This is a genomic window from Paradesertivirga mongoliensis (genome assembly GCF_024436395.1).
Lineage (GTDB): Bacteria > Bacteroidota > Bacteroidia > Sphingobacteriales > Sphingobacteriaceae > Paradesertivirga > Paradesertivirga mongoliensis.
Genome location: NZ_JAFMZO010000002.1, coordinates 327,471 through 353,752 on the forward strand (window position 1 = coordinate 327,471; position 26,282 = coordinate 353,752).

A 26,282-nucleotide genomic window follows, 5' to 3' on the forward strand; every position below is an offset into this window, starting at 1 on the left:
ACAAAGGGAATAATTAAATATTTTGTATATCAAACCGTTAGTAAGTTTACATTAATTGAATTTTATGGAGGATCTTTTTTCAAAAACATATACAAATGATTTCACGACCACCTTCGAAGGGGACGACAGCGGAGACATTCAACCACGACAAACGCCAGGTATATTTTATTCTAAAGCCATTCCAAGTCCGGTTAAAACACCAACTCTTCTAGCCTGGTCTGACGATCTGGCAAATGAGCTAAAAATCAAAAAGCCAGACAGTCAGCAAGCGATTGACATTCTGGGAGGAAACCGGCTTGCGGCTTCCATGTTTCCGTATGCGGCGCGCTACGGAGGACATCAGTTCGGAAACTGGGCAGGACAACTGGGGGACGGCAGAGCGATCACTCTGGGAGAATGGGAATCAGACGGAAAGTCATGGGAACTGCAGCTTAAAGGCGCCGGACCCACCGCTTATTCGCGCAGGGCTGATGGAAGAGCAGTTTTGAGATCTTCAGTGAGAGAATACCTGATGAGTGAGGCGATGTTTTATCTCGGAGTGCCCACTACAAGAGCACTAAGCCTGGTTAGCACTGGCGAACAGATAGCCAGGGACATGTTTTATAACGGGAATCCCCAGTTTGAACCCGGAGCTATAGTAATGCGCGTTGCACCAAGCTTCTTACGATTTGGAAATTTTGAAATTTTTGCATCAAAAAATGAGATCTCTAACCTGAAAAAACTTAGCGAATGGACGATTGCCAAACACTTTCCTCATATTGCAGGAGATAACAAGATCGTTGACTGGTTAAAAGAGGTGGTGGAGCGAACTGCCAGTATGGTGGTAGAGTGGCTTCGTGTGGGTTTTGTTCATGGTGTTATGAATACCGACAACATGTCAATCCTGGGGCTTACGATAGACTACGGACCATTTTCATTTCTCGATAATTATGATCCTGACTTTACGCCCAACACCACCGATCTCCCGGGCAGAAGATACGCTTACGGAAAACAGGCCTCTGTGGCATACTGGAATCTCGGGTGCCTTGCAAATGCTATTGCTCCGCTTGTAGACGACACGGGTAAGCTTGTAGAAACCATAGAAAGTTTTGAAGATATCTTCTGGCTGAAATATTATGCAATGATGGGTAACAAGCTTGGCCTCGACCGGGTAAATGAAATCGATGTGAACCTCGTTGATGGATTCGAAAAAGTACTTGCAGAGATACAGCCTGATATGACCCTTTTTTATCAGCTATTGTCAAATATTCCAGCCGACTTTAAAAATCGGGAAGAAGTGATGACGCATTTTGAAGACAGTTTTTATAGCGAGCCAGACAAGAATGCGACTGATCATCTCTTTGATCTGATGAACACTTACACAATACGATTGAAAGAGAATAAATGTACAAGAGATGAGTCCAGAAAGAAGATGCAGACTAGTAATCCAAGATTTATTCTGAGGAATTACCTGCTTCATGAGGCGATTGAGGGCCTTGAAAAAGGCGACAGTACATTATTCTCAAAGTTACAACAAGCCATTAGCGAACCATACAGCTCCCTCCACGACGAATTTCTGTCAAAGAGGCCTGATTGGGCAAGCCAGAAACCCGGCTCCTCCATGCTATCCTGTAGCTCCTAAACGAGAAAAGCACCATTATTGGTGCTCTTCTCCTTGCATAGGTAGATTGAATAATATATGTTGAACAGTAAGCTGATAGTGTGTTATCTCAGCTTGCTACTGGTTGTTGCAATTAAGCTATCCAGGTTTATACAGATATTATGCCAATGTTATTATTAAAAGAAAATTATTATTTATTTGCTGTCTAGAGCGAATTAGCATCACACTTCCAATACGATTTTGCCGATATGCTCGCTGCTTTCCATAGTAGTATGTGCCTGCGATGCCTGATCTAATGAGAACCTACGATAGATGACCGGCTTAAAAATTCCAGTTTCAATAAGCGGCCAAACATGATGAAAGACCTCGGACGCAAGCTGCGCTTTGAACTTTAAGTCTCTGGCGCGCAATGTACTTCCCGTTATGCTTAGTCGCTTTTGCATAATTGTAAAAACGTTCGCCTGAAGGGATGAATCCTTAGAGTTGATAAATACGAGTCGGCCTTCAGGCCGTAGCACTTTGATATTTTTAGGGGTGTAGTCCCCTCCTATCATATCCAGAATTACATCAATGCCCACATCCTGCAATATGTCTGAAAAATCTGCCTGTTTATAATTAACGCATATAGCAGCCCCCAGCTCTAAACAAGCCCTGCATTTCGCATCGGTGCCGGCGGTTGCATAGACGTTGCTACCAAAAGCCTTTGCTAATTGGATAGCGGTAGTTCCAATACCACTGCTGCCGCCATGTACCAGGAAATTCTCTCCCGCCTTTAAACCGCCGCGCTGAAACAGATTATGCCAGACTGTAAATACTGTCTCGGGGAGAGAACTTGCCTCGGCAAAACTTAAACCTGCCGGAATTGGAAGAACAGAACCTTCGTCTATTGCCACGTACTCGGCGTAGCCGCCTCCCGCTAACAAAGCACAGATTTTATCGCCCGGCATCCACCTTTTAACATTCGAACCGCATCTTTCTATTATTCCGGCAACTTCCATTCCTGGTATTTCGGCAGATACACCCGGAGGAACCGGATACTTACCCTGGCGTTGAAGAATGTCGAGACGATTAATCCCGGCGGCTTTAACCCGGATCAATACCTCATTATCAGAAAATTCAGGGACGGGCCTTTCGACCAATTTTAATACATCGGCATCGCCTGCGGTAGTAATTACAATTGCCTTCATATGGCAAGATATGTACTTAATTGTAAATATGCAGCTGCAGATCGATAAGCTGAACATCAAATCAACCACAAGGCGCTGGCTCGTTACAGCAAGGCTATAACTTGGTCAAGGCAGGCTGGAGGTATACCCATCCTACGTTCATCCTACGTATTTCTTACGCTTAGAGTATGGTAATCCCTTGCTTAATTAGCTGCCGTTGCGAGATGACCATCACCCTCTGCAATGGCCGAATATATGGCGTCCTGGATTCTTGGGCGAATCCTCATAGAGTTTAACTTACTGCTTGCAGATGGATAAACCCGGTTCGATAAAAATACATAAACTAATTTATGTTTCGGATCAACCCAAACGCAGGTACCAGTATAACCGGTATGGCCGTAAGTTTCCGGAGAAGCCAGTTTTGAAGGATAACTAACACCATTACCACGATCAAATCCGTAACCTCTGCGACTTACGTCAGATTGCTTTTTGGTAAATAGTTCAACCGTTTCCGGCTTGAAATATTGAACCCCGCCGTAAGTTCCGCCGTTGAGCAGCATTTGATTAAGGATTGCGAGATCGTTAGCGCTGGCAAACAAACCTGCATGCCCTGATACGCCGTCTACTAAAGACGCACCGGAGTCGTGAACGTATCCATGCAGTAACGTTTTACGAAAATAAGTATCACGTTCTGTGGGCACAATTTTATCTTTATCAAAACGTCTTCTTGGATTGAAACCGGCAGTTGCCATTCCAAGAGGTTTGTAAAATTCGTCGATAACAACTTTATCCAGAGGCTTTTTTGCCTGATGCTCGATGATTTCTTTCATCATATACATGCTGATATCGCTGTATACGTACTTTCCGCGGGTTGGGAGCGGAGTGCGAAGCATTTTAGGCAGCATCACATCTTCATAGTAATTTCTTCTCACGTAATAGTTATCTGCCACCTTTACAGGATAAAAGAAAGACGAATCACTACTGCGGTCGGTGCTGCGAAGGCCACCCGCGAAATCCAGATTCACGAACCCGGCTTCATGAAGCATCACCTCACGTACCGGAATATGGCTTTTGTTTGTATTTCTAGCCTCGGGAAGATATGTACCAATGCCGTAATCCAGATTAAGTTTCTGCTGCTCGTATAATTTCATTGCGGCAACTGTAGTGGCTGCAACTTTAGTTACCGAAGCAACATCATAAATATCATTAACCTTTGTTTCAATATCGTCGCCGTAGGTATGCGTACCATAAGCTTTGTTAAAGATCACATGACCATCTTTCACCACCATTACCACTGCGCTTGGAGTAGCACGTTCGCGGATAGCTTCTTCAACGATATCATCAATACGATTTAGTTTTGATGATTGGAGTCCCACTTCCTCGGGAACCGAATATTTTAAACGGATTTTAGAGGTTGAGTAACCCGAACCTGCAGGGAACTTCGGACTGATATTCTGAGTTAACCTATTTTGAATGGCTATGCCCCCAAATACAACTTGTGCAGAATAAACCGCAGCAGAAGCAGTTTGAGAAGGGTTCCAAAGTATCGGAAAATTGAAAGCGTCAAATCGCTGCAAAGCGGTTGAATTACCAAAACCGGCTATTATTATTTCTTTGGTTTTTTGATTCTCTTGTATAAAGTTAAGCAGCTCGGGGGTATAGGCAGTTTCTGCCGTTACTTGTAAGATGATAGTACTGAAAGCAGCCAGATCATTTTTGGTTAAACCACCAAAACTAAAGGTTCTGATAGGAGCATAATTGCGCAGCATATTATTAAACTCGGCGCTATATGCATATCCGGTATTAACGCTGGCCACCTTCCGGTAGGCCAGATCTTTAAAAGGTAAGATCTGAGAATGATTGTTTAACAGTACAGCGGCCCGCTGAAATTCGGCGTGACCAGAAAGTTCGGCCACTATACTTTCTTCCTTAACCCGGTGGTTAAAGCTTCCTAAAATAATTGCCAGTAAAAGTATAGTCGCTGTATAAAGATTCTGAAATCTTAATTTTTTAATTTTTAAATTCCCCTTCACTATCCCTGAGTTAAACGTTAATTGGCATCCTTATACTTAAAAATCAGGATGTTGGTTACTAAAAAGATTCCCCTTTTCTCTGTTGAATGTCAGCTTTGCGATGCTGTGTAATGATTCAACGCTTATATAGAATAATTATTCTGGCAATAGTTTAAATAAGCGCCTCGATTTTGAAAAAAAGTCTTTGGCTTAGAATTTGTATTATTTCGGGCACACATTAATCCATTACAGATGAAAAGCTTAACTTATATTATCATACTATTCTCCTGTTTGTCCCTTTCTGAACAAAGCGTAGCCAAACAGGGTTCGAACATCAATAACGAACAATATCAACGCATTGAGAAGGCTATCGCTGATTATGAAAAATTAAAGGAAAAAAACCAATGGAGTACTATTTCTTTGGGCCAGTCGGCATTAAAGGTAAACGACCAGTCGCCCGCGATTAAAGAAATAAAACAACGTCTGGAAGTACTCGGCGACTTCAGAGCACTTAGCAACACCGACGTTTACAATCAACGTTTCGAAGCAGCCGTTAAACGTTTCCAGGCAAGACATGGATTGGAGGAAACCGGGATAATAAATGCCGAATTTGTAAAGGCATTGAACGTGCCTCTCGAAACTCGAATCAACCAATTAAGGGTAAATCTCGACCGCATTCGCAAAGAAAACATTGAAAATACCGGACGACATATCGTTGCAAACATACCCGAGTATAAACTTCGGGTGTATGAAGGCGAACGGGAAGTTCTATCGATGGACATTGTAGTTGGTAAAACCACCAATAAAACTGTTGTTTTTAAAGACATGATGAACCAGATAGTATTTAGCCCCTACTGGAACATCCCCGAAAGCATCGTAAAGAACGAGATCCTTCCGGCGATGAAGAAAAATTCCAGGTATCTTCAAAACAACCGAATGGAGATTATCGGTACAAAAAATGGCTTGCCAGATATCCGTCAAAAGCCCGGACCAAAAAACTCGCTGGGAAAAGTGAAGTTTCTGTTTCCCAACAAATACAATATTTATTTCCACGACACTCCGGCTAAGACATTATTTTCGCGCAGGACCAGAGCATTTAGTCATGGATGCATCCGATTGAGCCAGCCATTTGAACTAGCAAAATACCTGTTAAAAGATGACCCTAAATGGAACGATGCTGCTATTCACAGCGCTATGAACGCGGGTACAGAACGCTATGTAACGCTTAAATCTCCTGTGCCTGTGTCTATAAGTTATTATACCGCATGGGTTGATCCGTCCGGAGACGTGCACTTTAGAGAAGATATCTACGGGAAAGATGGAAATCTGGCGAAAGTCGATTAAACTTTCTATCGATTAAACTTTCCAAAAGTTGGAACTTTTGGAAAGTTTAACACGTTGAGTGTTAATAGCGGCATACGCCCTCAATTTCTATTTTACGGCTTCAAGAATTCCTCTTGCATTTTCTACATGAAGCTTGCTCACATCTAGTCCGTCTAAAACGATCACTCCTTGTAAGGAGGAAAATTTATCAGCATCCTGTTTCCATGACCAAACCATTTTGCCTTCAGGAGAAAATTCGAGCAACTGATTACCACTGGTTCCAAACTTCGGACCATGTCCCTGCCAGTTTGTAACCAGGTAATTGCCGTTCTTTAAAATCTGAAAACCGGAAAAGAAGTTAGGTTTCACGTCCTCCGTGCCGGTAAAAGTGGCAACAGGTTTTCCGTCTGCAGCAAACACCTGAAAATTTTTGGCATAACCCGTGCTCACAACGGTGTGCCCGTTTGCAAGCCTCAAGGCTTGCCAGATATGTGGCTTTGCAGGCGGACCGGCAACTTTAGCCTGCCAGATAATTTCTCCCTTATCGTTCCCTTCAAAAACCAGATCGTCAGCAGTAACAAGAAAAGTTCCTTTTACGGTTTCCCTGATGCAGCGTACATAAGTAAAGCCAGGATAAACGATTAAGCGTTGCGCCGCACCCTGATTGTTAGTTTCTACTAAAACAATACCTTTATTTCCTTGCCAATCGGCCCCGGCAAGCAAAGTATTTCCGTTGCGTAACCTCCTCGCTGTTTGAGTGCCCGGAAATGCTGTAAGTTCTGATACTTTAGCTCCGGTAGCGATATCGCGCTCTTCAAATCCGGTACCGGTACCAATAAGTACCCTTCCCTTTCCTACCAACTGCAGATCACGGCCGGCGGGCACTGGTACAAACCAATTCTTATCAGAATTATTTAAATCAACATAACTTAACTGTGAAAGCCCTTCGTCGCGAAGAATTAATTTGCGCGAGTTGGCTGAAGCGGGGGTTTTAAGCGCAGTGCAGGCCGATACGAGAACGCAGAAACCTGTTAGTATTAAAAGCGACAGTATTAGAAAGGATCTACGATTTTTAATTGAGATATACATGATGCTAATTTACACGATAAAAGTAATGGTCATGGATGATTAATGGTAATGTTACTGAAATTTCATAGCGACACCACGCGATATTAAAGATTTTTACCCAAAATCCCATTTCAAACCATTTTTATCGTTAAGGGTTAGCATATTCTAACCCTCTGGTTCATGAAACATTTTCTGGTATTATTAATAGCTTCTTTGGTTACCTGCTCCACACATGCGCAATTCCGGCCGGACCGTAGGCCTGATGTAGGTTTTGGCTTAAAGGCCGGAGTAAGCGTCAGCAATATGAACTTAAATAAGGGGTATCCCGCACCAGCGGAGAACATTGAACCATCTTGGAAAACAGGCTTTGTATTAGGATTTGTAATGGACGTACCAGTATATGGAAACCTTAGACTGCAACCTGAATATCTTTACTTACAAACTAATGGGGAAAATACAGCTAATGGGGCGGCTTATTCTTTTAGTTATCTCTCCTTGCCTGTATTGTTTAAATACCCTTTGTTAGGCCGGGTTTCATTGATGGCCGGGCCCCAGTTTGACCTGTTGATTAAGGCTGATGAACGTTTGGATGGAAATAATTCTGTGATAACCCATGATACTGAAGAGCGAAGTATCGCTGCCGTTGCCGGGATGGATTTCAGCCTGAACTCATTACTAAGTCTCAATGCGAGGTATTTGCATGGCTTTAACCATATCGGGCTTGGTCAGCGTTCGAACGTTACCGAGTTTAAGTTTGAAACTATACAAGTATCAGCCTTGCTAAAGTTCTAAGCAGTTTTCTTTAGCTTCTTCTCTTCTGCAAGTTTCTTCTCGTCTTCATCGGCCTCGGGCTCCTTCTGTTCATGCGAAGCTACTTTTTCATACTGGAGTTTCACATACATCGGGAAGTGATCTGAGCCTGCTGCATCTAATTTGGTGATATCAACCAGTTTGAAATCGGTTGAACAAAACACATGGTCAAGCGGGAATCTTAAAAAGATATGCTGTGCATGAAAAGTATTAAAAAAACCCCTTCCCTTCCGGGGATCGAGCAATCCGCTCACTTTACAAAAAAGAGATGTTGTGTAGCTCCAGGCCACATCGTTCAAGTCCCCCATCACGATAACCGGCAATTCATTATCTTTAGCTTTATCAGCTATTAAAAGCAGCTCCTTATCACGCTCTGTGGAACGCGGATTCTCCTGCGGAACGGGAGGTGTGGGATGAACGCAGTATAATTGTATTTTTTGCCCGCAGGGCAAAACTGCCTTGGTATGTATAGAGGGAATTTCGTTTTCAACAAGAAATTTCACCTCAAAATCCAGAAGTTCATACTTCGAATAAAGAAGCATTCCATACGTATTTTCTTGTGGCACCTTAACATGATAAGGGTAGCATTTCTCCAGTTCGGCAGTTTCCCTCTCCCACCAGCTGTCTGTTTCCAATAACAAAACAACATCGGGGTCGGCGCGGTAAATATTGGTCAGGTATGCCTGCGACTGTTTGTTGTATTGGAAAACGTTTCCTGTCATCAACGCAATGCATTGCTCTGGAAAGTTTTCTCCCGCACGCTTCAACTCTTTGTTACTTAAGCCTGTGAAGGGATAAACCTGGTAAAACAGGTAACAAATATTAGCGAATAATAGCCCGGCAACAATATACAAGGAAGTCTCCGGGCTTATAACGATAAAAAATAGAATACAAAAGAAAAGTGTGATACAAATCAGAAGCTTTTGAAACCGTGGATACTCAAAAACTCTGAATGCCCAGTAATCATTCCGCACCAGTGGAATGAGCGACATCAAAATAAATAAACAACTTAAAGCTTCAACTACAACTTTTAATTCTGCCATTAAAATCCTTTTCTTTTAATAACAACAAAAGCCGGAATCTGTGTTAAATGGCAACTGCGGACAACCTATTGGCCTAGTCAAAATCAATCGATTTAAAATCAACCTGTTGATTTACAGCTTCGATGATCTGTCTGATCTTTTCTCTTGAACAATGATATTCTGAAGAAGCTTCCATACGCTCGAAAACATCATTAAGATGAATAGCGTACTTCAAAGCCTCTTCAGAATCTTTGAAAAGAAGAGTAGTTTTATCCTTCTCTTCATTGGCGCCTTGCGGAGGTGAAGGAATTTTATGGGTATCAAAATCGGATACTGAGATGCCCTTACAATCATCTCCGGCAGGGGGCAGCTTTATCTCCATTACACCAACTTTGCGTCAAGCGAGATTGAAACAGCAGATAAAGCCTTGCTCACGGGGCAACCTTCTTTTGCTGCATTGGCAAGTTCTAAAAACTGTTGCTCAGAAATATCCGGAACAGAACCCGTTAAATTGAGCTGAATAGAGGCGATAGCGAAACCACCTTCAACCGGTTCTACTTTTACGGCCGCTTCGGTTTTCAATTCTGTGGGTGTAAATCCCGCACCTGTTAACTGGAAACTTAATGCCATAGTGAAACATCCTGCATGAGCAGCAGCAATTAACTCTTCAGGATTAGTTCCGGCTTTGCCGTCTTCGCTTTCAAAGCGGGCAGCAAATGAATAAGGCGTGTTGCTTAGAACGCCGCTGGTGGAGGTTAATGTTCCTTTACCTTCTTTGCCAGTACCGTTCCATACAGCTGATGATTTTCTTATCATGATTTTGAAATTAGTTTTATCTGCGAAATATATTGCATTCTGAACAATATTCAAGCCTTGTGGTTTGAATTTAATTAACCTGGAGTTTAAATCGCTCAGCAAATGGAAAACAAGCAAATCTTTGAAGAAAAAACCGAACTTGAAAGAAAGCTTGGACTTACAGAAACTCTCTCTATTGTTGTAAACAGGATAATAGGCTCAGGCATTTTCCGAACACCGGCTCCCATCATGTTCATTACCGCTTCTGTAAGCATGTTTTATGGGGTTTGGATAATAGGCGGTATTGCTACGATACTAGGGGCCCTTTGTTATGCCGAGCTGGTGGCGATGATGCCGCGATCAGGCGGACCATATGTGTTTTTAAAAGCAGCCTATCCGCCTATTATCACTTTCCTGCGTGGCTGGGCCATGTTTTTCGTTTCCGAAACAGGCTCGATAGCGGCAGTGGCCCTATTTTTCTCAGAAAACGCGTTAACCGCGATAAATGCAAACACCGGCGGCCTTCAGGAAGGAGTTATGGCTATTGCTCTGGTTTTTATCCTCACCGCTGCTAATTCCTTCGGAATCCAGCTTAGCGGCATATTTCAAAACATCTTCGGTTTCTTAAAGGTTGGATTGCTTGTTTCGATCATTGTGTTAAGCCTGTCACAGGGTATCGAGAGTGATAATTTTAAAGATGCTGTAGATAAACCCTGGACCTGGGCTGGGCTGGTTTCTATTTTTACGGCTTTGAGATATGGATTCTTCGCTTACAGCGGATGGGAAGGCGCTACGTATGTGGCCGAGGAAGTAAAGAATCCCAGGAAAAACCTGCCGCTTTCACTCTTCTTTGGAATCGGTGTGGTGATGTTACTTTACCTGTTAATCAATACGGCCTACCTCAATTTGTTGGGCCCCGAAGCAATGGGGGCGTCTAAGGGAGTTGCTATCGATTCGATGAAAGTAGTATTGGGTTCGGCGGGTGGCTTACTGGTAGCTATAGCCATCATGGTGAGCACCTTCGGAAACGTAAACACCCAAATACTGGTAAAAAGCCGCACATGGTATGCCATGGCCCGCGACAAACTGTTTTTCAGAAGCCTTTCGGCGATCCATCCCAGGTATAAAACACCAAATTATTCGATGTTTGCACAGGCGGGCTGGGCAGCTATACTGATTCTCTGCGCCACTTTTGCCGAGAGCGCCTATGAAGCGGTGATCGACTACTTTTCGTTCACTTCATCTGTATTTAATGTTTTGACCTTCGCCTCAATATATGTTTTAAGGAAAAAATATCCTGATGTATTTCGGCCCTATAAAACGTGGGGATATCCCCTCACATTGATCGTCGTGTTGCTAATTCAGGGAACTTTTATGGTGGTGACACTGGTAACTGCATTTATACCTTCACTTCTTGGCATTGCACTGACTCTTAGCGGATTGATTTATTATCATTTTGCAGTTCCCGCAGAGGTGAAAGGAAGTGTTGCGAAAATGGAAGAATAGTCACCGGATGACACAACAAAAATCATAAACCCAGCACAGCATCATGCAGGTCAACGGCTGAAGAAGCGGGCAGTGTATCAATGTATTCTGTCATAGTCGTCGGATGACTTAGATGATTATCGCAATCTAAAATCCACTCACAGTCATCCGATGACTATGACGTTGCAGGTTATCCGATGAATGGTTAAGACCTGAGCGGCGTTTCCAGCAGTTTAAAAAATTGATCCAGTTGAGGCAGTATAACTATCCGGGTGCGCCTGTTAGCAGTTTTGCCGTAGGCAGTATCATTAGATGCAATCGGAACATATTCACCGCGGCCGGCAGCGGTTATTCTCGACGCTGGAACTCCGTATTCGTTTTGCAAAATACGAATCACGGAAGTAGCTCTTTTAACACTCAAATCCCAATTATCTAACAAAGGGCCACTTTTGAAAGGGACGTTATCGGTATGCCCTTCAACCATAAATTCAATATCCGGCTGGTTGTTGAGCACTTTAGCTACTTTACCTAGAACTTCTTCTGCCTGGGCATTAACTTCATAGTTGCCGCTTCTGAACAGTAGCTTATCAGAAATATCAATATAAACAACACCTTTGTCCACCTTGATATTAATGTCCTGATCATCCAGATTTCCGATGGCGCCTTTTAAATTCATGACAAGTGCCATATTTAAAGAATCCTTACGGGAGATTGCAGATTGAAGGTCTCTTATATAAGCATCCTTCGCGCCAATGTTCTCCAGAGATTTCTTAATACTTTCGGCCTGGGATCCTGAAATTACCGACAGATCCTTTAACTGGTTCAACATCTGATCGTTACTTGCGCGCTGGTTGCGTAACTGATCGTTCAGAAATTTTATCCGTTCCACATAACGAGTGGCTGAATCCTGCAGGGAAGAATATCTCGTCTGCAAATCCTGGTAAGAAGTATTTAAGGTGGCGTATCTGGCTTCAGACTCTCGGAGCTTCCTCGTTCCGCATGAGGTTAGGAAAATGACCGTACTCGTCATAATCAACAGCTGCTTAATTTTCATAACGTAGGTTTTAATAAAACAAAATTCTGTCCTATAAATAAAGTTTTAACGATGAAATTGTTTGGAAGTGGTGTTTGACGAGGTACTTCGGCCGGGATCCACCGACCGCGAAAAGCTATTTCGACATAGACTTTAATGGCACAAGCAGGTATTCCAGTCCATTTAATTTGATTTCATACATGGTAGAAAGCAGGATTCCCAGCTTGCCCGCCGGGAATCCTTTTTGTTTAAACCATACTAAATAACTTTCGGGCAGATTACAAATCAGGTATCCCTGATATTTCCCGAAAGGCATTTTCATTGTTACTAATTGTGTCAGGATCTCCGGATTCATCCTTCCAAACTTACACAATTTTTGAAGGCATTACAGAACTATAATCTGGTGAAATACATCGACGCAAGTTCAGAATCATGTCCGTAGATATCTTCAAAAAACTGAACATTTCCGTTCTCATCAGCCTTCGCGGTAAAATACACCAGGTAAACCGGCAACTTCTCTTTAACTGAAACGTACCTTTCTTTCCCGGTACTCACCTGCCGCATAATACTGTTGCGGTCCCAACCCGAAACATTGCGGAGTAAGTATTCTGCAAGCTTGATAGGTTCTTCCACCCTTACGCAACCGTGGCTAAATCCGCGACTTGCCTGGCTGAATAACTCGTCGTGCGGTGTATCATGCAGGTAAATATTATCAACATTCGGGAAGATAAATTTTACATTGCCCAAGTCGTTTTTCGGACCGGGCCGCTTTCTAACAACATAGCCAAAGCCTTCAGACCCCGCCTGACTCCAGTCTACCGAAGATGGATCTACCGGGGCACCTTTGTTTGTAACCACTTCAATATTCATCCGGTCCAGATAGCCAGGATCGCTTACCACACGTGGTACGATTTCATCTCTTAAAATATTTGGAGGAATGTTCCAATACGGAGCAATCACCACATGCTCAAGTTTATCGCTAAATATCGGGGTGGCGTGCATCGCCTTACCAACAATGACGTTCATCGTCATTACTGTCTTAGATTTCTCCGTTACGTAAAGCTTATATTCCGGAATATTCACCAGTAAATAACTCGGTTCAAAGCTCTTAGGGATCCAGCGCCAGCGTTCCATATTGATCACGATTTGACGAATGCGGTTTTGAATAGGAACATTTAACATTTTAATGGTGGCGGGACCGATATTACCATCGGGATTTTGTCCATGCAACTGCTGAAACTTTTTGACAGCATTTACCAGACGAGGTCCATAAACGGTGCTGTCGGCAACTGCAGAATCAGCCTGTTTATCCATCAGGTCGGCCAACCGTCTGCTTAACAGCGGAACCGCCGGTGATCGCTGACCAGGCTTTAAACTGATTGATGGTATGGTTGGCCAGCCGCCTTGTTTTTGAACTTCCCGGTAACGGGCCAGCGCTTTTTTCAGATTAGCGTAGTCTTTATGCAACGGCTTAAACTCGGCGTAAGGATACTTGCTTTTGCGCTCACCCAACAAAGTCATTAAAGCCTTGTGAAGCTTTATTTTGTTCCTCTTTACGTCCCACTCAACTTCTTTATTCTCACGGGGAACTACTAGTCCGCGATAGTAATCGCTGGCAAAATTGAAATACGCCGCTGATAAAGCAATATCCAGTTTCTTTTGAAGATCCTTATATTTCGACGTATCCTTTTTAGATTCATCGAGCTCTTTAAGCTTCTGCTCCAGGTTAAATAAATTGTAGTCTTCCGGATCCAGACCTTCTTCATGCGAACGCGACATCACGCTGAATAATTTCTCTGCCTGCGGCACTATTTCATTGTTCTTAAACCAGCCCAGCTTAAAGCGACGTTCTTTGTAAAATTTCTTCGCCCAGTCTAAATTCTCTTTGAACTCCGGATCGGAGTTCATGTATTGAGTAATATACACACTGTCGAGCAAAGGCTGCTCTCCAAGCGCAATTTTCTTTTTACAACCCACGAATATTAAGCAGGAGAAAATGAGCACGATAAAATATAAGCTAAGTTTGAAAGGTACAGGCATTATAGTTAAATGTCTTGTAATCATATTTATTTTCTTAATTACTATTTAAAGCGTCTAACCGGATTTATGTTTTAATCGTCGGATCTATTCACATATTTTTACCCGGAAAATAGAGAATAATGAATGTGTTCGAGTGTGCGCTATCAGATCAATTCAATAATGATGCCGCTGATGTATTATGGCTGCATAACACCTATGGCGGGCCGGAAGAAATGCCGGTGGACGTGTTTTTCAGAGATCCTGAAGACATGCCGGAGATGGAGCTCTATGCGCTTAGCTTATGTAAAGGCAAAATTCTGGATGTTGGCGCGGGTGTTGGGAGTCATGCTCTGGTGCTTCAAAAGGCAGGGCTGGATGTCACCGCGCTCGACATTTCAAAGACAGCTTGTGATATCAGTAAGCTTCGCGGTTTGAGTCAGGTGATCAATCTCGATATTTTCAGTCACGACAGTCAAAAATACGATACGATATTAATGTTGATGAATGGTATCGGCCTTGCCGGGCGCCTGGAGCGGCTGCCTGCTTTACTCGAACATTGCCAACTCCTGCTGAACAAAGGCGGCCAAATACTCTTTGATTCTTCAGACATATCTTACCTCTATGATGATGTCCCTTTTCCCGACAATAAATATTTTGGCGAATTGAGCTATAAGTACCAGTACAAAGGAATTTCAGGCGACTGGTTTAACTGGTTATATGTTGACAAGCAAACACTTGAAATATATGCTGCGGAGTCTGGCTTCAAATTTCAGTTGCTTATGGAAGATGACATGGACCAGTATCTGGGACGCCTGAGTGTGTAAATTAAAGCCCGATTGTTGTAACCTTTTGAACCGTTTTTGGCTATAAAGGGGAGTTAAAAAGCGCTATCTTAATTAGAAACTCTCAAATATGAAAATACTCGTGGCAGACGATGACCTTTTAATGCTGAAAACTCTCGAGTTTAGGTTGAAAAAAGACGGTCATACGGTTTTCACCACCCGTGACGGCAGGGAAGCATTGGAGCAGATCGAGCAGATTCGTCCAGATTTAATTATTACCGATCTGATGATGCCGTTTACTTCAGGTATGGAAATTATCGGATCTGTAAGACAAATGACCGGAAAGAGAATACCAGTTATCATTCTCTCGGCCATGGGGCAGGAAAACGTGGTTCTTGAAGCCTTCCAGCTTGGCGCAGACGATTACATCACCAAACCATTCAGTCCTAACGAATTATCTGTAAGGGTGCGCCGTTTTATGGTTTAAAATCATAAGCATAGGCTATGACCATAACACCAGAACATCTCCTTTTTGCTACCATATCGTTTTCAGCGTTTATGCTGATCCTTCTTTTTTTCATGTCTTTTTCTTTGCTCATTAAAAACAAAAGAGACAAAGAAAAAGCCAGATGGCTGGTTAAAACAAATGTTCTGATTACCAAAGCCATTTTTTTTGAAGCAGAAGAAAATGAGCCTTTCTCTATGCCTATCAATAAACGGATGAGGGCATTGCTAAAAAAGGACCTGTTCAGACAGACCTTAATCAATGAGCTGGTGGTTACAAGTAAAAATCTGGCAGGAGTTGCAGGCGAAAACCTGGCACATCTTTACAATCAACTCGATCTTCAAAAAGACACCTTAAAAAAGCTTCATCACTTTAGCTGGCATAAAAAGGCAAAAGCAATTCAGGAGCTGGCTTCTCTTCATCAGGTTGAACACTCGCCTGCCCTCTACAAACTTACTAATCACAAGAATGAGTATATCCGGATGGAAGCTCAGACCAGTTTTGTGAAGTTTCATGGTTTTGACGGACTCAGTTTTCTGAACGATATCACGTATCCCCTTTCAGAGTGGCATCAGATAAATTTGCTCACCGAATTATCGAATATTCCGGCAACGGATTTTTTGGGGATAGACCAATGGCTCAAATCAAACAACGACTCGGTAATAATTTTCGCACTAAAGCTTTCAGCCTCCTACCATCAGTTTCAACTTTATGATAAAATTGTTGAATGCTTAAAACATCCTAATGCCCGGGTTAGATTGCAGGCCATAAAATGTCTAAAAGAAATTTATGAAGAGGCAACACCTTTTCACTTAATGAGCATTTATGCCAATGAGCCGAAAACGCATCAGCTGGCAGTATTATCTGCCTTAAAAGAAATGTCGTCTGCCGAGAGTATCCCATTTCTGGAAAAACAACTCTATTCTGAAGATAATCAGGTTAAACTCGCCGCTGCCAGAGCTTTATACAATTGCGGACCTGAGGGTCGGCAAGCCGTTGAAATGCATCCAAGTGCCTCTTTGTCGCCATGGTTTGAAATTATCCAGCAAATTAAAATGGAGGCTAACAAATGAGCTGGTTGGCGATAGTGGCAGACGTATTCGTGTACTCATTACTCTTGTACTCCATTGTACTTTTGTTTTCCTATATTTTTATCGGCCTTTGCTCTATTGGTGCTGTGAGGCAGTATTTACATAAAAACAGTTTTATTGATTACCGCATTCTGGCGGTATCTCCCGAAGCGCCGTCTATGAGCATTATCGCTCCCGCCTATAACGAGGCCGCTACCGTTGTAGAAAATGCCCGGTCGCTATTATCGATCCATTATAATAACCTCGAGGTTATTATTGTGAATGATGGAAGTAAAGACGACTCGCTACAGCAACTGATAGACAATTTCGACCTCAAGAGGATCGACTTCTTTTACAACGAGCAAATTTCAACGAAAAAAGTCCGGGGCATTTATAAAAGCACGAATCAGGTATTCCGTAAACTAGTAGTAGTAGATAAAGAAAATGGTGGCAAAGCCGATGCACTGAACGTGGGAATTAACATTTCTGCAAACGATTATATAGTTTGTATTGACGTAGATTGTATCCTTGAACAGGATGCACTGTTGAAGCTGGCCAAACCATTTTTGGAAACCACTAAAGAACGGGTTATTGCAACAGGCGGCGTAGTTAGGATCGCGAATGGATGTGAGATTGAAGGTGGAAGACTGATGAAGGTAAGTCTTGCCGACGGATTTCTCCCTCGAATGCAAACCTTAGAATATTTCAGGGCGTTTCTGCTTGGAAGGATGGCCTGGAGCCGGATTAATGGATTGCTGCTTATTTCGGGAGCGTTTGGCGCGTTTGACAAGGAAATAGTGATTAACTGCGGCGGCTATAACCACAAAACGGTGGGGGAAGACATGGAGCTGGTGGTTAGAATGCGCCGCTATATGGAAGAACAAAAAGTGCCCTACAGAGTCACTTTTATACCCGATCCGCTATGCTGGACCGAAGCGCCGGCGTCTTTCAATATTTTAGGCAGACAGCGTAACCGCTGGACCAGGGGAACTATTGAAACGTTGCTTTTTCACAAAAAAATGTTCTTCAACCCCAATTATGGACTGGTTGGCATGCTCAGCTATCCCTATTGGTTCTTCTTTGAGTTTCTGGCACCGATAATTGAATTTTTCGGACTTGTTGCGTTTATATTTTTTGCCCTGTTCTCGGAAACAGACTGGCTAAACTTCTTTTACCTGCTCAGTTTTATTCTCAGTTTTGGGTTCCTGTATTCGGTATTCGCCATTCTTATGGAGGTGATGACGTATAACCAATACAAAAACCCCAAAGATATTTTCCGTCTGATTCTTACTGCCCTGCTCGAACCTTTTATATTTCACCCGTTTGTTGTATGGTCGGCCATCCAGGGTAACGTCGACTTTCTGCAGAAGAAAAGTGCCTGGGGCGAAATGACCCGTCAGGGTTTCGCGGGTAAAAAACTGGGAACTCCAACTGTAACGGTCGCGGCGGCGATTGTTGAGGCACCCGTAGCTGCAGAAAAAAAATTGAGTCTCACAGAAAAATGGCTGGCGGCTACACAGTCATTTGCAGGTTTTTCACTCAGCTGGCTCGTCATTGCCCTTTTATTTGCTCTATTCGAGGTAAGTTATGTTGGTTTTATGCAGGAGTATCCGGAAGAAGTAACTAAAATGCTCCCGGCAGCCTTTAGAAATGCTGCCTTATTCTGGCTCAAATACAACATAATCTTATATATTCCATATATCATCGTCTACCAACTATCCAAAAATGCAGCCAGGGTTGTTTTCTCTGGCTTGGTGATATTGTTTTCGGTTGTGCAAGCCATTCTCATTGAGTACTTTTCAGCTTCGTTACTACCCCTGGGGGCAGATTTTTACAGCTACAGCCATACAGACATCAAACAAACGCTTGGGGCATCGGGCGGGATTAACCTTATTTCCATCACCAATTTGGTTTGCACCTTAACGGTTACTTCAAGCCTTATCCTGGTGCTTTCCAGTAAAATCAAGCTTCACTCCTATTTGTCGGCAGTTTTACCGTTTGCGTCAATAGGTTTGCTTGTATTAGGTACCTCATCGTTTAGAAGTTCACCATTCGATTCGGATTTCGCAAACAACATTACGCTGAACAAGTCGGATTTTTTCTTGTCCGAAACGCTCGGCCATTTCTTTCCATCGGCTATAGATGAAGAAAATCAAGAAGATTATGCTAGTGTAACAGGCATGAAACAAGTATCCTTTACCTATGTGAATGAAGGCGAATATCCGTTTCTGCATGAAGACAGAACGCCGGATGTGCTGCAACCGTTTTTCAATCAAAGCGAAACTCCACCTAACATCGTTATCATTATGGTGGAAGGATTGGGCCGGGCCTTCACTAACGAAGGAGCGTACCTGGGCAACTTTACACCTTTTATCGATTCGCTGTCTCAACAAAGTCTATACTGGAAAAATTTCCTGAGCCAGGGAGGAAGAACCTTTGCTGTATTACCCAGTTTGTTGGGATCCCTGCCTTTTGGGGATGGGGGCTTTTTGAAAAGTGACAAAATCCCTGAACATTTATCCCTTTTAAACGTCCTGAAAACGAACGGCTATAACACCTCCTTCTATTATGGCGGCGACGCCAAATTCGATAATATGGACGCCTTTCTTAAGGCGAATGCCACAGATGGAATATATGATGAGAAAACCTTCCCCGAAGATTATGTTAAAATGCCTTCTTCTGAAAACGGTTTTAGCTGGGGTTATGGCGACGGCGAGCTGTTCAGGCGATATTTTGAGCTTAACGCAGAAACAAGTAAGCCACGCCTGGATGTATTACTAACTGTGTCAACACATAGTCCTTTCAAGATAAATTCGCAACAACACTACCTGGCGGCTTTTGAAAAAAGGATGTCTGAATTAAATTTTGACGAAGCTAAAAAGAAAATTTATCGAAATAACGACACCAAATATGCCAGTATTTTATATGCTGACGACGCTCTTAGAACTTTCTTCAACCGATACGCTAAACGGGCAGATTTCCAGAATACGATATTCTTAATCACCGGAGATCACCGGATGCCTGAACTTCCGATGAGCACAAAGATAGACAGGTATCACGTACCATTAATTGTATACTCGCCGCTGCTGAAAAGAACTGCCAGTTTTGAGTCAGTATCATCGCATTACGACGTTGCACCAAGCTTATTGGCTTATTTAAGTAAAAACTACAATATCAAAAAGCCAAACGTGGCGTCGTGGCTTGGCGATGGACTAGACACTGCCCGGGCCTTTAGAAACGTTCATAGCTATCCATTGATCCAAACAAAAGCCTCACTTGTTGATTATGTGATGGGCAGTTATCATTTAAACAATCAAACACTGTTCGCACTGCTGCCCAATATGGGTGAAAAAACTATCGTGGAAACCACCACACTTAGACGGATAAAAAGAGAATTCAATAAATTCAGACAGCGAAATTCGATGTTTGCAAATGGTGCTAAGCTAATTCCAGACTCGATCTATCAGAAATATAATGGGATCAGAATTCCAACTACCCCTCAACCTCGATACCAATCTGCTTCAAAAGTAGCGATGCGTTGAAGGTTTTGCATTCACCGGCTTTCAATTTATAATCGAAAAACATTTCGCCTTCTATCACCTGTATATCGAAGTAAAAATTGCGGATGTAATCGGGGTACTTGTCTTCGAGCCGGGCGATTTGCAAATCATGCGTGGCTACTATGCCAACGGCTTCTTCGGAAACCAACTTCTCTATTACCGCTTTCGATCCCCGGTACTTATCAACCGAATTGGTGCCCCGCAACATTTCATCGATTAAAAAATAGACCTTGTTTTGTTGGTCTAATATCCGTAAAAGAGATTGCAGGCGGTTAAGTTCTGCCTTAAAGGTAGAAATGCTTTCATTAAGCGAATCGCGGATGCGCATATAGGCAAACAAGTTCATTACACTCACTCTCATAGATGTTGCACATACAGGAGCCCCGGCGAAGGCGAGCACAGCATTGATACCGACCGTACGAAGAAAAGTGCTTTTTCCGGCCATATTTGAGCCTGTAATAATGTCGATCTTTAATGAATCGACCAGACTGAAGTCGTTACTAATCCTCTGAACTGCTGGAATTAATGGATGGGCAAGTTCATTGGCCACATAAGTATATTTATCGCCGGATACTATTTCGGGGAAAACCCATTCGGGATAATTCGAATGCAAGCTACTCAGACTGACCAGAGCTTCAAAAGACGATAACACCTCGAAGGCGCCAGGCATCAGGTCTTTGTTTTCTTGCCTCCAATCCTCAATGGCGATCAGCTGCCGCACATCCCAGGCCGCGATTCCATTTAAGAATAAGCCTGCGAATATGTTTAAACGGTATTCCAACCGCCGCACTAACACCGAAAGCTGTTGTAGTTTTGCCGAAAAAGACTTTCCATGCTCGTTCTTCAGTTTGTTGGTTAAAGCACTACATAATGGCGAATTCCAGCGTTCCGTTTCAATTCTATAAAAAGCCTCTGAATATGCTGCCAGTGTTTTACCCAGCCGGTTTAATACCCGGTCAGTCTTATTGACTTTCATTTGATTACTTAACACTAAAATTGCATTTGTAACAGCAATCAGAAAAAGCGGAACGCTAAAAAAAGGAACAAACCACGCTGCTGCTGTCAGTATAAAAAACAGGTACGGAACTATGCGTACATAAATTCGGAGAGCGGGCGATATTCGCTCCTGGTGCAGACCAAAATAATTAATCAGGTTGTTGATCTCGCTTTTATCGCTTCCCCTTGCAAAAAGAAGTGATGCTTTAAACTCCTGAACCCAATTTAGCCGGGATGTAAAATCCTTAATCGCTTCTTGCCGTTCTGTAATATCGCTTTCGGTTGCAGGAGAACTTAACCACGCGGCAAGCCTTTCATTGCTTAAGGGGCTTGCACATCTGTTTACGAGATTAAACAATGAGGCTTTGCCAAAAATATCCAGATCGGATGAATATTGGTGTGCCTCGTCCTGAAAAACGGCACCATAATCGTATATGTTCTTTTGCTCTTGTATACTTGCTATCTCATTTTCGCAAACCGCTTTGAGCGCCTCGTAAAACTGCTTTCTTCGTTCGTAACTACCCTGCTTTTTCACAAGAAAAGCGAAGCCGATGATCAGCAGGAAAAAACTGAGTTCAACCAACCAGATTATTTCATATTGAAGTACCTGGTAGATTACCAATCCTCCTAACAGTATGGCAAAAAGCCGCATGAAAGAATAAGTATTAATAAGCTTACCATATCTGGATATTTCCTGATCTGCAAAACTTGCCTGCGAATCATAGAACGCTATTATTGATGCTGCCATTGAGATAAACGTTTAGTATAGTTATCGGAAAAAGAAGTTAGTTTTTCGTTCCCCTTAAATGAAGCGTAATTTCTGTAGGATGCGACATGCCCATGGTTTGTCCTGGGGTGATTTCAAGAAATCGGTGAAGATATACATCCACAATTCCCTGCATTACTCTACGCTGCGGCGCCACAAAATCTTCTTCAATTGATGCAAATCTACCAACCGTTATTTTACCATGATGGTCGACATAGGCAGTAAAAGTGTAAGAGAAATCTTTGTATGCATTTTGGATGTTGACCGTGTATTCAGGATAAAGATATTCATCGGATGCGCGGTAGTCAATATCGCTTTTCGCGAGCTTTTTCTTCACTACCAAAATCCAGTCGACTTTGCTTTTCAGCGACACCGGCTGGCGGGCGGCGAAGAGGCTGTCGCCAATGTTGGGATGCCGTTTCGTACGGTCGACAAGTGATTTAATAAAGACCGTGTCGCGGCGATCCGGCTTTCTTAAAGTGTCGGGATGGGTTCGCAGGACGTTTTTGATGTAGTCTTCAGAATAAAAGCGCATGTACACTTTTGAGAGGTCCTGATTCACAACTCTGGCTTGCACACGCAGAAGTTGCAAAACGATGCTATCCCTGCTGATGTTTTTTACCCTCAGAAATTCGCGCGCGAAGTTAATGACCTGACCGTGGTCGAAATAAATTGGATAGTGAATATATCTTTTTTCAAAAGGACTGTAAATTTTAACAGAATCTCCCGGCAGAAAATAAAGGGTCCACTCGGGGATTTGCTGAAAGCCCTGTTCACTAAAACTCAAGCCAGTATCAAACTCGCGTCGTACTTCTATAAACTTTATTCCCTCTACAGCTTTAAAAGAGGGCCTTTTTGATTCGGGTTTTGACCGGTTACACGCGATTAGAAGGATAACTGCAAGTGCGGGATACCACCTGCATAAACTAAGGTTGCGAAGCATTATTGCGAATTAATGAATTCTTATTCAGGTGGCATAATATATTTTCAGATTGGGATGTAAAAGGCGCTAAGAAGTGAGCTCGGTGCCTTCCCCTTCACAGCTTATTTTGAGGCCACGAAGACGTCAAAACACTAGGATTCGAACTTTGTGGCTTGGGAGCCTTAATTTCTAATTATTCAACGACTCTAAGACCTCCCGGCTTCGGGCCTTACGCCTTCGCAGCTAACTATTAAAATTCAAACCAAGAATCGTATTTTAGCAGCATGCTTAACGAAAATCTGGACCCTAATGCCGAACGGCTTTCTTCTTCAGAACGTGAAATAGAAAAAGTGCTCCGCCCGCAGGTATTTGAAGATTTTACGGGCCAGCATAAAATTCTCGAAAACTTACGAATATTCGTTCAGGCCGCCAAGTTGCGAGGTGAAGCGCTGGATCATGTGCTTTTACATGGCCCTCCGGGATTGGGGAAAACTACCCTATCCAACATTATAGCCAACGAAATGGGCGTGGGAATAAAGATCACCTCCGGACCGGTTCTGGATAAACCCGGAGACCTGGCCGGTTTGCTTACCAATCTCGAAACAGGCGACATCCTTTTTATAGATGAAATTCACCGCTTAAGTCCGCTTGTTGAAGAATACCTCTACTCTGCGATGGAGGATTTTAAGATCGATATTATGATTGAAACGGGGCCAAACGCACGTTCGGTTCAAATTTCACTAAATCCTTTTACGCTGATAGGCGCTACTACTCGTTCCGGATTGTTAACAGCTCCATTAAGAGCTCGCTTTGGAATAAATTCCCGTCTTCAATATTACGACGCCAAACTATTAACCACTATCGTGCTCCGCTCTTCCTCTATACTTAACACCGAAATAAGTGATGAAGGTGCATACGAAATAGCCAGAAGAAGCCGCGGAACACCCAGAATTGCAAATGCTCTTTTACGCCGTACCCGGGATTTTGCCCAGATTAAAGGGAACGGCAGTATCGATACAGAAATCGCAAAATATGCATTGAATGCTTTGAATGTTGATGAGCACGGACTGGATGAAATGGATAACCGGATTCTGGTTGCTATTATCGACAAATTTAAAGGAGGTCCGGTGGGACTAAAAACTATCGCAACTGCCGTTGGTGAAGATGAAGGAACTATTGAAGAAGTCTATGAACCTTTCCTGATTCAGGAAGGATTTCTGATGCGAACTTCACGTGGACGGGAAGTAACAGACCTGGCTTATAAACATTTGGGCCGACTGAGACCTGGAGGAACGCAGACCTTGTTTTAATAAATCTGTTTGTCATTCCGAAAGAATCGTTAAGCTTTCAACCTCCGAAATGACAAACAAATTTGTATCTAGAATTCATCCCGGGAGGCCGCGTACAATTCGTACCAATCCTGTCTGTCGAGGTTTATATTAAAGGCGTTAGCAATATTTCTGATTCGTTTTTCGTCGGTTGTTCCAATAAGTGGAATCGCCCCGATTTTTGCCAGCCATGCAACCGCCAACGACTCAATATCTGCATCATATCTTGCGCTTACCTCCTCAAGTTTCTTCCGAATTTTTACTGCCAGCGGATCGGTTCCGTTTGCAATCCTGCCTTCGGCCAGCGGCGCAGATACTAAAGGATGCATATAACGCTGTTTGATATAGTCCATTTGGCCATTTTGCAAGGCTGACGTATTGAGCAGGTTAAGTTCTATATGATTGGTAACAATTGGTTTTTTTAGGTAAGATGCCAGCAACTGATGCTGAAATACCGAGAAGTTAGCGACTCCAATATTTTTAATTTTGCCCGAATCTTTTAACTGCTCCAGCGTGAATGCGGTCTCTTCCAGATTTGAGATTGGATCCAATTGATTCAGCAAAAAGATATCGATATAATCGGTTTTCAGTTTACGCAGCGAATTATCGACGCTTTCAATAATATGCTCTCTCGAAGTGTTGTAATGTTTTACGCGCACATCAGGGTGGCTGGCGTTAGGCATCCTTAACCCGCATTTTGTAAACAAGACGATGTCTTCCCGTTTAAAGGATCTCTTACTGATCACTTCCCCGAATAATTCTTCGCATTGATAAGACCCGTAAATATCTGCATGGTCGAAGGTATTGATTCCGAGCTCGAGGCACAGGTTGATGATACTTTCCATAGTTGCTGCCGTGTCTTTTACACCGTCCCAGCGATAAAAGCCATAAACCGCGGGCGAAACCTTAGGGCCCGAATCACTTAAATAAATTTTTTCCATATCGATATTGCTCTTTGCAATTATCGCATTTAAATGCGATAGCTTAAAAATTAATTAGCACTTTTGAGATAAACCATTAACTCACAATAAAAATAGCGCATTAGTCTGCAGGCCTTTTAACCACCTAATACGTTCAACAATATTCGATGATCTTTGATTTCCGTTTAAAAGTATTTCATACCGTTGCTAGTAACCTGAGTTTCACGAAAGCTGCGAGCGAGTTATTTATCACTCAACCCGCAGTTACAAAGCACATCCATGAACTCGAACAGCATTTAGGAAACGCCTTATTCAAGCGCAACGGAAACACCATTTCACTTACTCCGGCAGGAGAGATCGTATTTCGCTATGCAGAAAGAATCTTCGAAACGTATGCATCACTAGAAAGCGAGCTGGTTCAGCTAAGCGATGTAACCGGCGGAAATTTACGGATTGGAGCCAGCACAACCATAGCGCAAAACATTCTACCCAAAATCCTGGCATTATTTAAAAAGGCGTACCCCTCTATTTCATACACTTTTACACAGGGTAACACCGATTCAATATCCTTACAGGTAATTGCCGAAAAACTAGATATTGGACTGGTGGAAGGCAATTCGCATTTTCCTCAAATAGCGTATGAAGCTTTTTCGAAAGATGAGATAGTGCTGGTGACACGATCGGGCGGCTCCCTGGCTAAGAAAGCTGAAATAAAGCCCCAGGATTTGCTAAATATACCCTTGGTTCTTCGTGAACAAGGCTCCGGAACGCTGGATGTTGTCTTAAAAGCGCTTACAGAAGTAAAAATTAACCCTCGGGAACTTAATATCGAAACACGTTTTCAAAGCAGCGGCAGCATAAAACAATATCTGTTAAACTCGGATACTGCAGCATTTCTTTCTATCCAATCTATATTAAAAGAACTAAAATACAATGAGTTAAGCATGATTGACATTGAAGGAGTCGATATATTCAGAACCTTCCAGTTCATTCAATTACATGGCAATACATCAAAACTTATTACGCTTTTTAAACGCTTCTGCAGCACCCATAACTTAAAGTAATACCCGATTAAAATTCGTGATTTGATTCGCCTAGCG

22 protein-coding genes are annotated in these 26,282 nt (G+C 42.8%); 10 read left to right on the forward strand and 12 right to left on the reverse strand.

From position 1 onward, the window contains the following. Positions 1 to 64 precede the first annotated feature (64 nt). Entirely contained in the window at positions 65 to 1,621 is a 1,557-nt protein-coding gene (locus tag J3P43_RS07450) for a protein adenylyltransferase SelO (protein ID WP_255900834.1), read from the forward strand. A gap of 200 nt (positions 1,622 to 1,821) precedes the next feature. Here the strand turns inward: J3P43_RS07450 and J3P43_RS07455 are convergent, their stop codons facing one another. Together J3P43_RS07455 and J3P43_RS07460 are read right to left on the reverse strand one after the other, a co-directional pair. Then, on the reverse strand, positions 1,822 to 2,787 hold the full coding sequence (locus tag J3P43_RS07455) for an NAD(P)H-quinone oxidoreductase (RefSeq protein ID WP_255900836.1): 966 nt from the start codon (positions 2,785 to 2,787) through the stop codon (positions 1,822 to 1,824). A gap of 182 nt (positions 2,788 to 2,969) precedes the next feature. Next, positions 2,970 to 4,799, reverse strand: a complete 1,830-nt coding sequence (locus J3P43_RS07460; RefSeq protein WP_255900837.1) for a serine hydrolase domain-containing protein — start codon at positions 4,797 to 4,799, stop codon at positions 2,970 to 2,972. A gap of 231 nt (positions 4,800 to 5,030) precedes the next feature. On the opposite strand from J3P43_RS07460, the gene J3P43_RS07465 reads away from it, so the two are divergent. Further along, positions 5,031 to 6,122, forward strand: coding sequence for a L,D-transpeptidase family protein (locus J3P43_RS07465; RefSeq protein ID WP_255900838.1), 1,092 nt, complete (start codon positions 5,031 to 5,033; stop codon positions 6,120 to 6,122). 87 nt (positions 6,123 to 6,209) lie between these two features. Here J3P43_RS07465 and J3P43_RS07470 read toward each other — a convergent pair whose 3' ends face one another. Further along, positions 6,210 to 7,190: a hypothetical protein gene (locus tag J3P43_RS07470; RefSeq protein ID WP_255900840.1), complete on the reverse strand. Its 981-nt coding sequence runs from the start codon at positions 7,188 to 7,190 to the stop codon at positions 6,210 to 6,212. A 159-nt stretch (positions 7,191 to 7,349) separates the two neighbouring features. Between J3P43_RS07470 and J3P43_RS07475 the strand changes: the two genes are divergently transcribed. Beyond that, positions 7,350 to 7,961, forward strand: a complete 612-nt coding sequence (locus J3P43_RS07475) for a porin family protein (RefSeq protein ID WP_255900842.1) — start codon at positions 7,350 to 7,352, stop codon at positions 7,959 to 7,961. Here the strand turns inward: J3P43_RS07475 and J3P43_RS07480 are convergent. From J3P43_RS07480 to J3P43_RS07490, 3 genes are all read right to left on the reverse strand, one after another. Continuing rightward, on the reverse strand, positions 7,958 to 9,022 hold the full coding sequence (locus J3P43_RS07480) for an endonuclease/exonuclease/phosphatase family protein (protein WP_255900843.1): 1,065 nt from the start codon (positions 9,020 to 9,022) through the stop codon (positions 7,958 to 7,960). The genes J3P43_RS07475 and J3P43_RS07480 overlap by 4 nt on opposite strands. A gap of 73 nt (positions 9,023 to 9,095) precedes the next feature. Then, positions 9,096 to 9,383: a hypothetical protein gene (locus J3P43_RS07485; protein WP_255900846.1), complete on the reverse strand. Its 288-nt coding sequence runs from the start codon at positions 9,381 to 9,383 to the stop codon at positions 9,096 to 9,098. Then, on the reverse strand, positions 9,383 to 9,817 hold the full coding sequence (locus J3P43_RS07490) for an OsmC family protein (RefSeq protein ID WP_255900848.1): 435 nt from the start codon (positions 9,815 to 9,817) through the stop codon (positions 9,383 to 9,385). The genes J3P43_RS07485 and J3P43_RS07490 overlap by 1 nt, the downstream gene beginning before the upstream one ends. A gap of 102 nt (positions 9,818 to 9,919) precedes the next feature. Here J3P43_RS07490 and J3P43_RS07495 point away from each other — a divergent pair, with 102 nt between their 5' ends. Continuing rightward, positions 9,920 to 11,302 carry an APC family permease gene (locus J3P43_RS07495; RefSeq protein WP_255900849.1) on the forward strand — a complete coding sequence of 461 codons (1,383 nt, stop codon included), beginning with the start codon at positions 9,920 to 9,922 and terminating at the stop codon, positions 11,300 to 11,302. 184 nt (positions 11,303 to 11,486) lie between these two features. Here J3P43_RS07495 and J3P43_RS07500 read toward each other — a convergent pair whose 3' ends face one another. The 3 genes from J3P43_RS07500 to J3P43_RS07510 form a co-directional block, all read right to left on the reverse strand. Next, a complete protein-coding gene (locus tag J3P43_RS07500) occupies positions 11,487 to 12,335 on the reverse strand; it encodes an OmpA/MotB family protein (RefSeq protein WP_255900851.1) in 849 nt (282 codons plus the stop codon). Between the two features lie 115 nt (positions 12,336 to 12,450). Then, positions 12,451 to 12,669, reverse strand: a complete 219-nt coding sequence (locus tag J3P43_RS07505) for a DUF3820 family protein (RefSeq protein ID WP_255900852.1) — start codon at positions 12,667 to 12,669, stop codon at positions 12,451 to 12,453. A gap of 38 nt (positions 12,670 to 12,707) precedes the next feature. Continuing rightward, positions 12,708 to 14,378, reverse strand: coding sequence for a L,D-transpeptidase family protein (locus J3P43_RS07510; RefSeq protein ID WP_255900853.1), 1,671 nt, complete (start codon positions 14,376 to 14,378; stop codon positions 12,708 to 12,710). A gap of 95 nt (positions 14,379 to 14,473) precedes the next feature. Between J3P43_RS07510 and J3P43_RS07515 the strand changes: the two genes are divergently transcribed. The 4 genes from J3P43_RS07515 (at position 14,474) to J3P43_RS07530 (ending at position 20,232) form a co-directional block, all read left to right on the forward strand. Next, positions 14,474 to 15,157, forward strand: coding sequence for a class I SAM-dependent methyltransferase (locus J3P43_RS07515; RefSeq protein ID WP_255900854.1), 684 nt, complete (start codon positions 14,474 to 14,476; stop codon positions 15,155 to 15,157). A gap of 88 nt (positions 15,158 to 15,245) precedes the next feature. Beyond that, a complete protein-coding gene (locus tag J3P43_RS07520; RefSeq protein WP_255900857.1) occupies positions 15,246 to 15,602 on the forward strand; it encodes a response regulator transcription factor in 357 nt (118 codons plus the stop codon). A 17-nt stretch (positions 15,603 to 15,619) separates the two neighbouring features. Continuing rightward, the gene (locus J3P43_RS07525) at positions 15,620 to 16,693 is read left to right on the forward strand and encodes a HEAT repeat domain-containing protein (protein WP_255900859.1); all 1,074 of its coding nucleotides are present in this window, start codon (positions 15,620 to 15,622) and stop codon (positions 16,691 to 16,693) included. Next, entirely contained in the window at positions 16,690 to 20,232 is a 3,543-nt protein-coding gene (locus tag J3P43_RS07530) for a sulfatase-like hydrolase/transferase (protein ID WP_255900860.1), read from the forward strand. Before J3P43_RS07525 ends, J3P43_RS07530 begins: the two co-directional genes overlap by 4 nt. Here the strand turns inward: J3P43_RS07530 and J3P43_RS07535 are convergent. Together J3P43_RS07535 and J3P43_RS07540 are read right to left on the reverse strand one after the other, a co-directional pair. Further along, positions 20,183 to 21,994 carry a MutS-related protein gene (locus J3P43_RS07535; protein WP_255900863.1) on the reverse strand — a complete coding sequence of 604 codons (1,812 nt, stop codon included), beginning with the start codon at positions 21,992 to 21,994 and terminating at the stop codon, positions 20,183 to 20,185. The two genes, J3P43_RS07530 and J3P43_RS07535, sit on opposite strands and share 50 nt — an antisense overlap. Before the next feature lie 37 nt (positions 21,995 to 22,031). Beyond that, the gene (locus J3P43_RS07540; RefSeq protein ID WP_255900864.1) at positions 22,032 to 22,955 is read right to left on the reverse strand and encodes a hypothetical protein; all 924 of its coding nucleotides are present in this window, start codon (positions 22,953 to 22,955) and stop codon (positions 22,032 to 22,034) included. 263 nt (positions 22,956 to 23,218) lie between these two features. Between J3P43_RS07540 and ruvB the strand changes: the two genes are divergently transcribed. Further along, the gene (gene ruvB, locus J3P43_RS07545; RefSeq protein WP_255900865.1) at positions 23,219 to 24,244 is read left to right on the forward strand and encodes a Holliday junction branch migration DNA helicase RuvB; all 1,026 of its coding nucleotides are present in this window, start codon (positions 23,219 to 23,221) and stop codon (positions 24,242 to 24,244) included. A gap of 68 nt (positions 24,245 to 24,312) precedes the next feature. Here ruvB and J3P43_RS07550 read toward each other — a convergent pair whose 3' ends face one another. Beyond that, entirely contained in the window at positions 24,313 to 25,203 is an 891-nt protein-coding gene (locus tag J3P43_RS07550) for an aldo/keto reductase (RefSeq protein ID WP_255900868.1), read from the reverse strand. A gap of 146 nt (positions 25,204 to 25,349) precedes the next feature. Here J3P43_RS07550 and J3P43_RS07555 point away from each other — a divergent pair, with 146 nt between their 5' ends. Further along, positions 25,350 to 26,246: a LysR substrate-binding domain-containing protein gene (locus tag J3P43_RS07555; protein WP_255900870.1), complete on the forward strand. Its 897-nt coding sequence runs from the start codon at positions 25,350 to 25,352 to the stop codon at positions 26,244 to 26,246. Positions 26,247 to 26,282 lie beyond the last annotated feature (36 nt).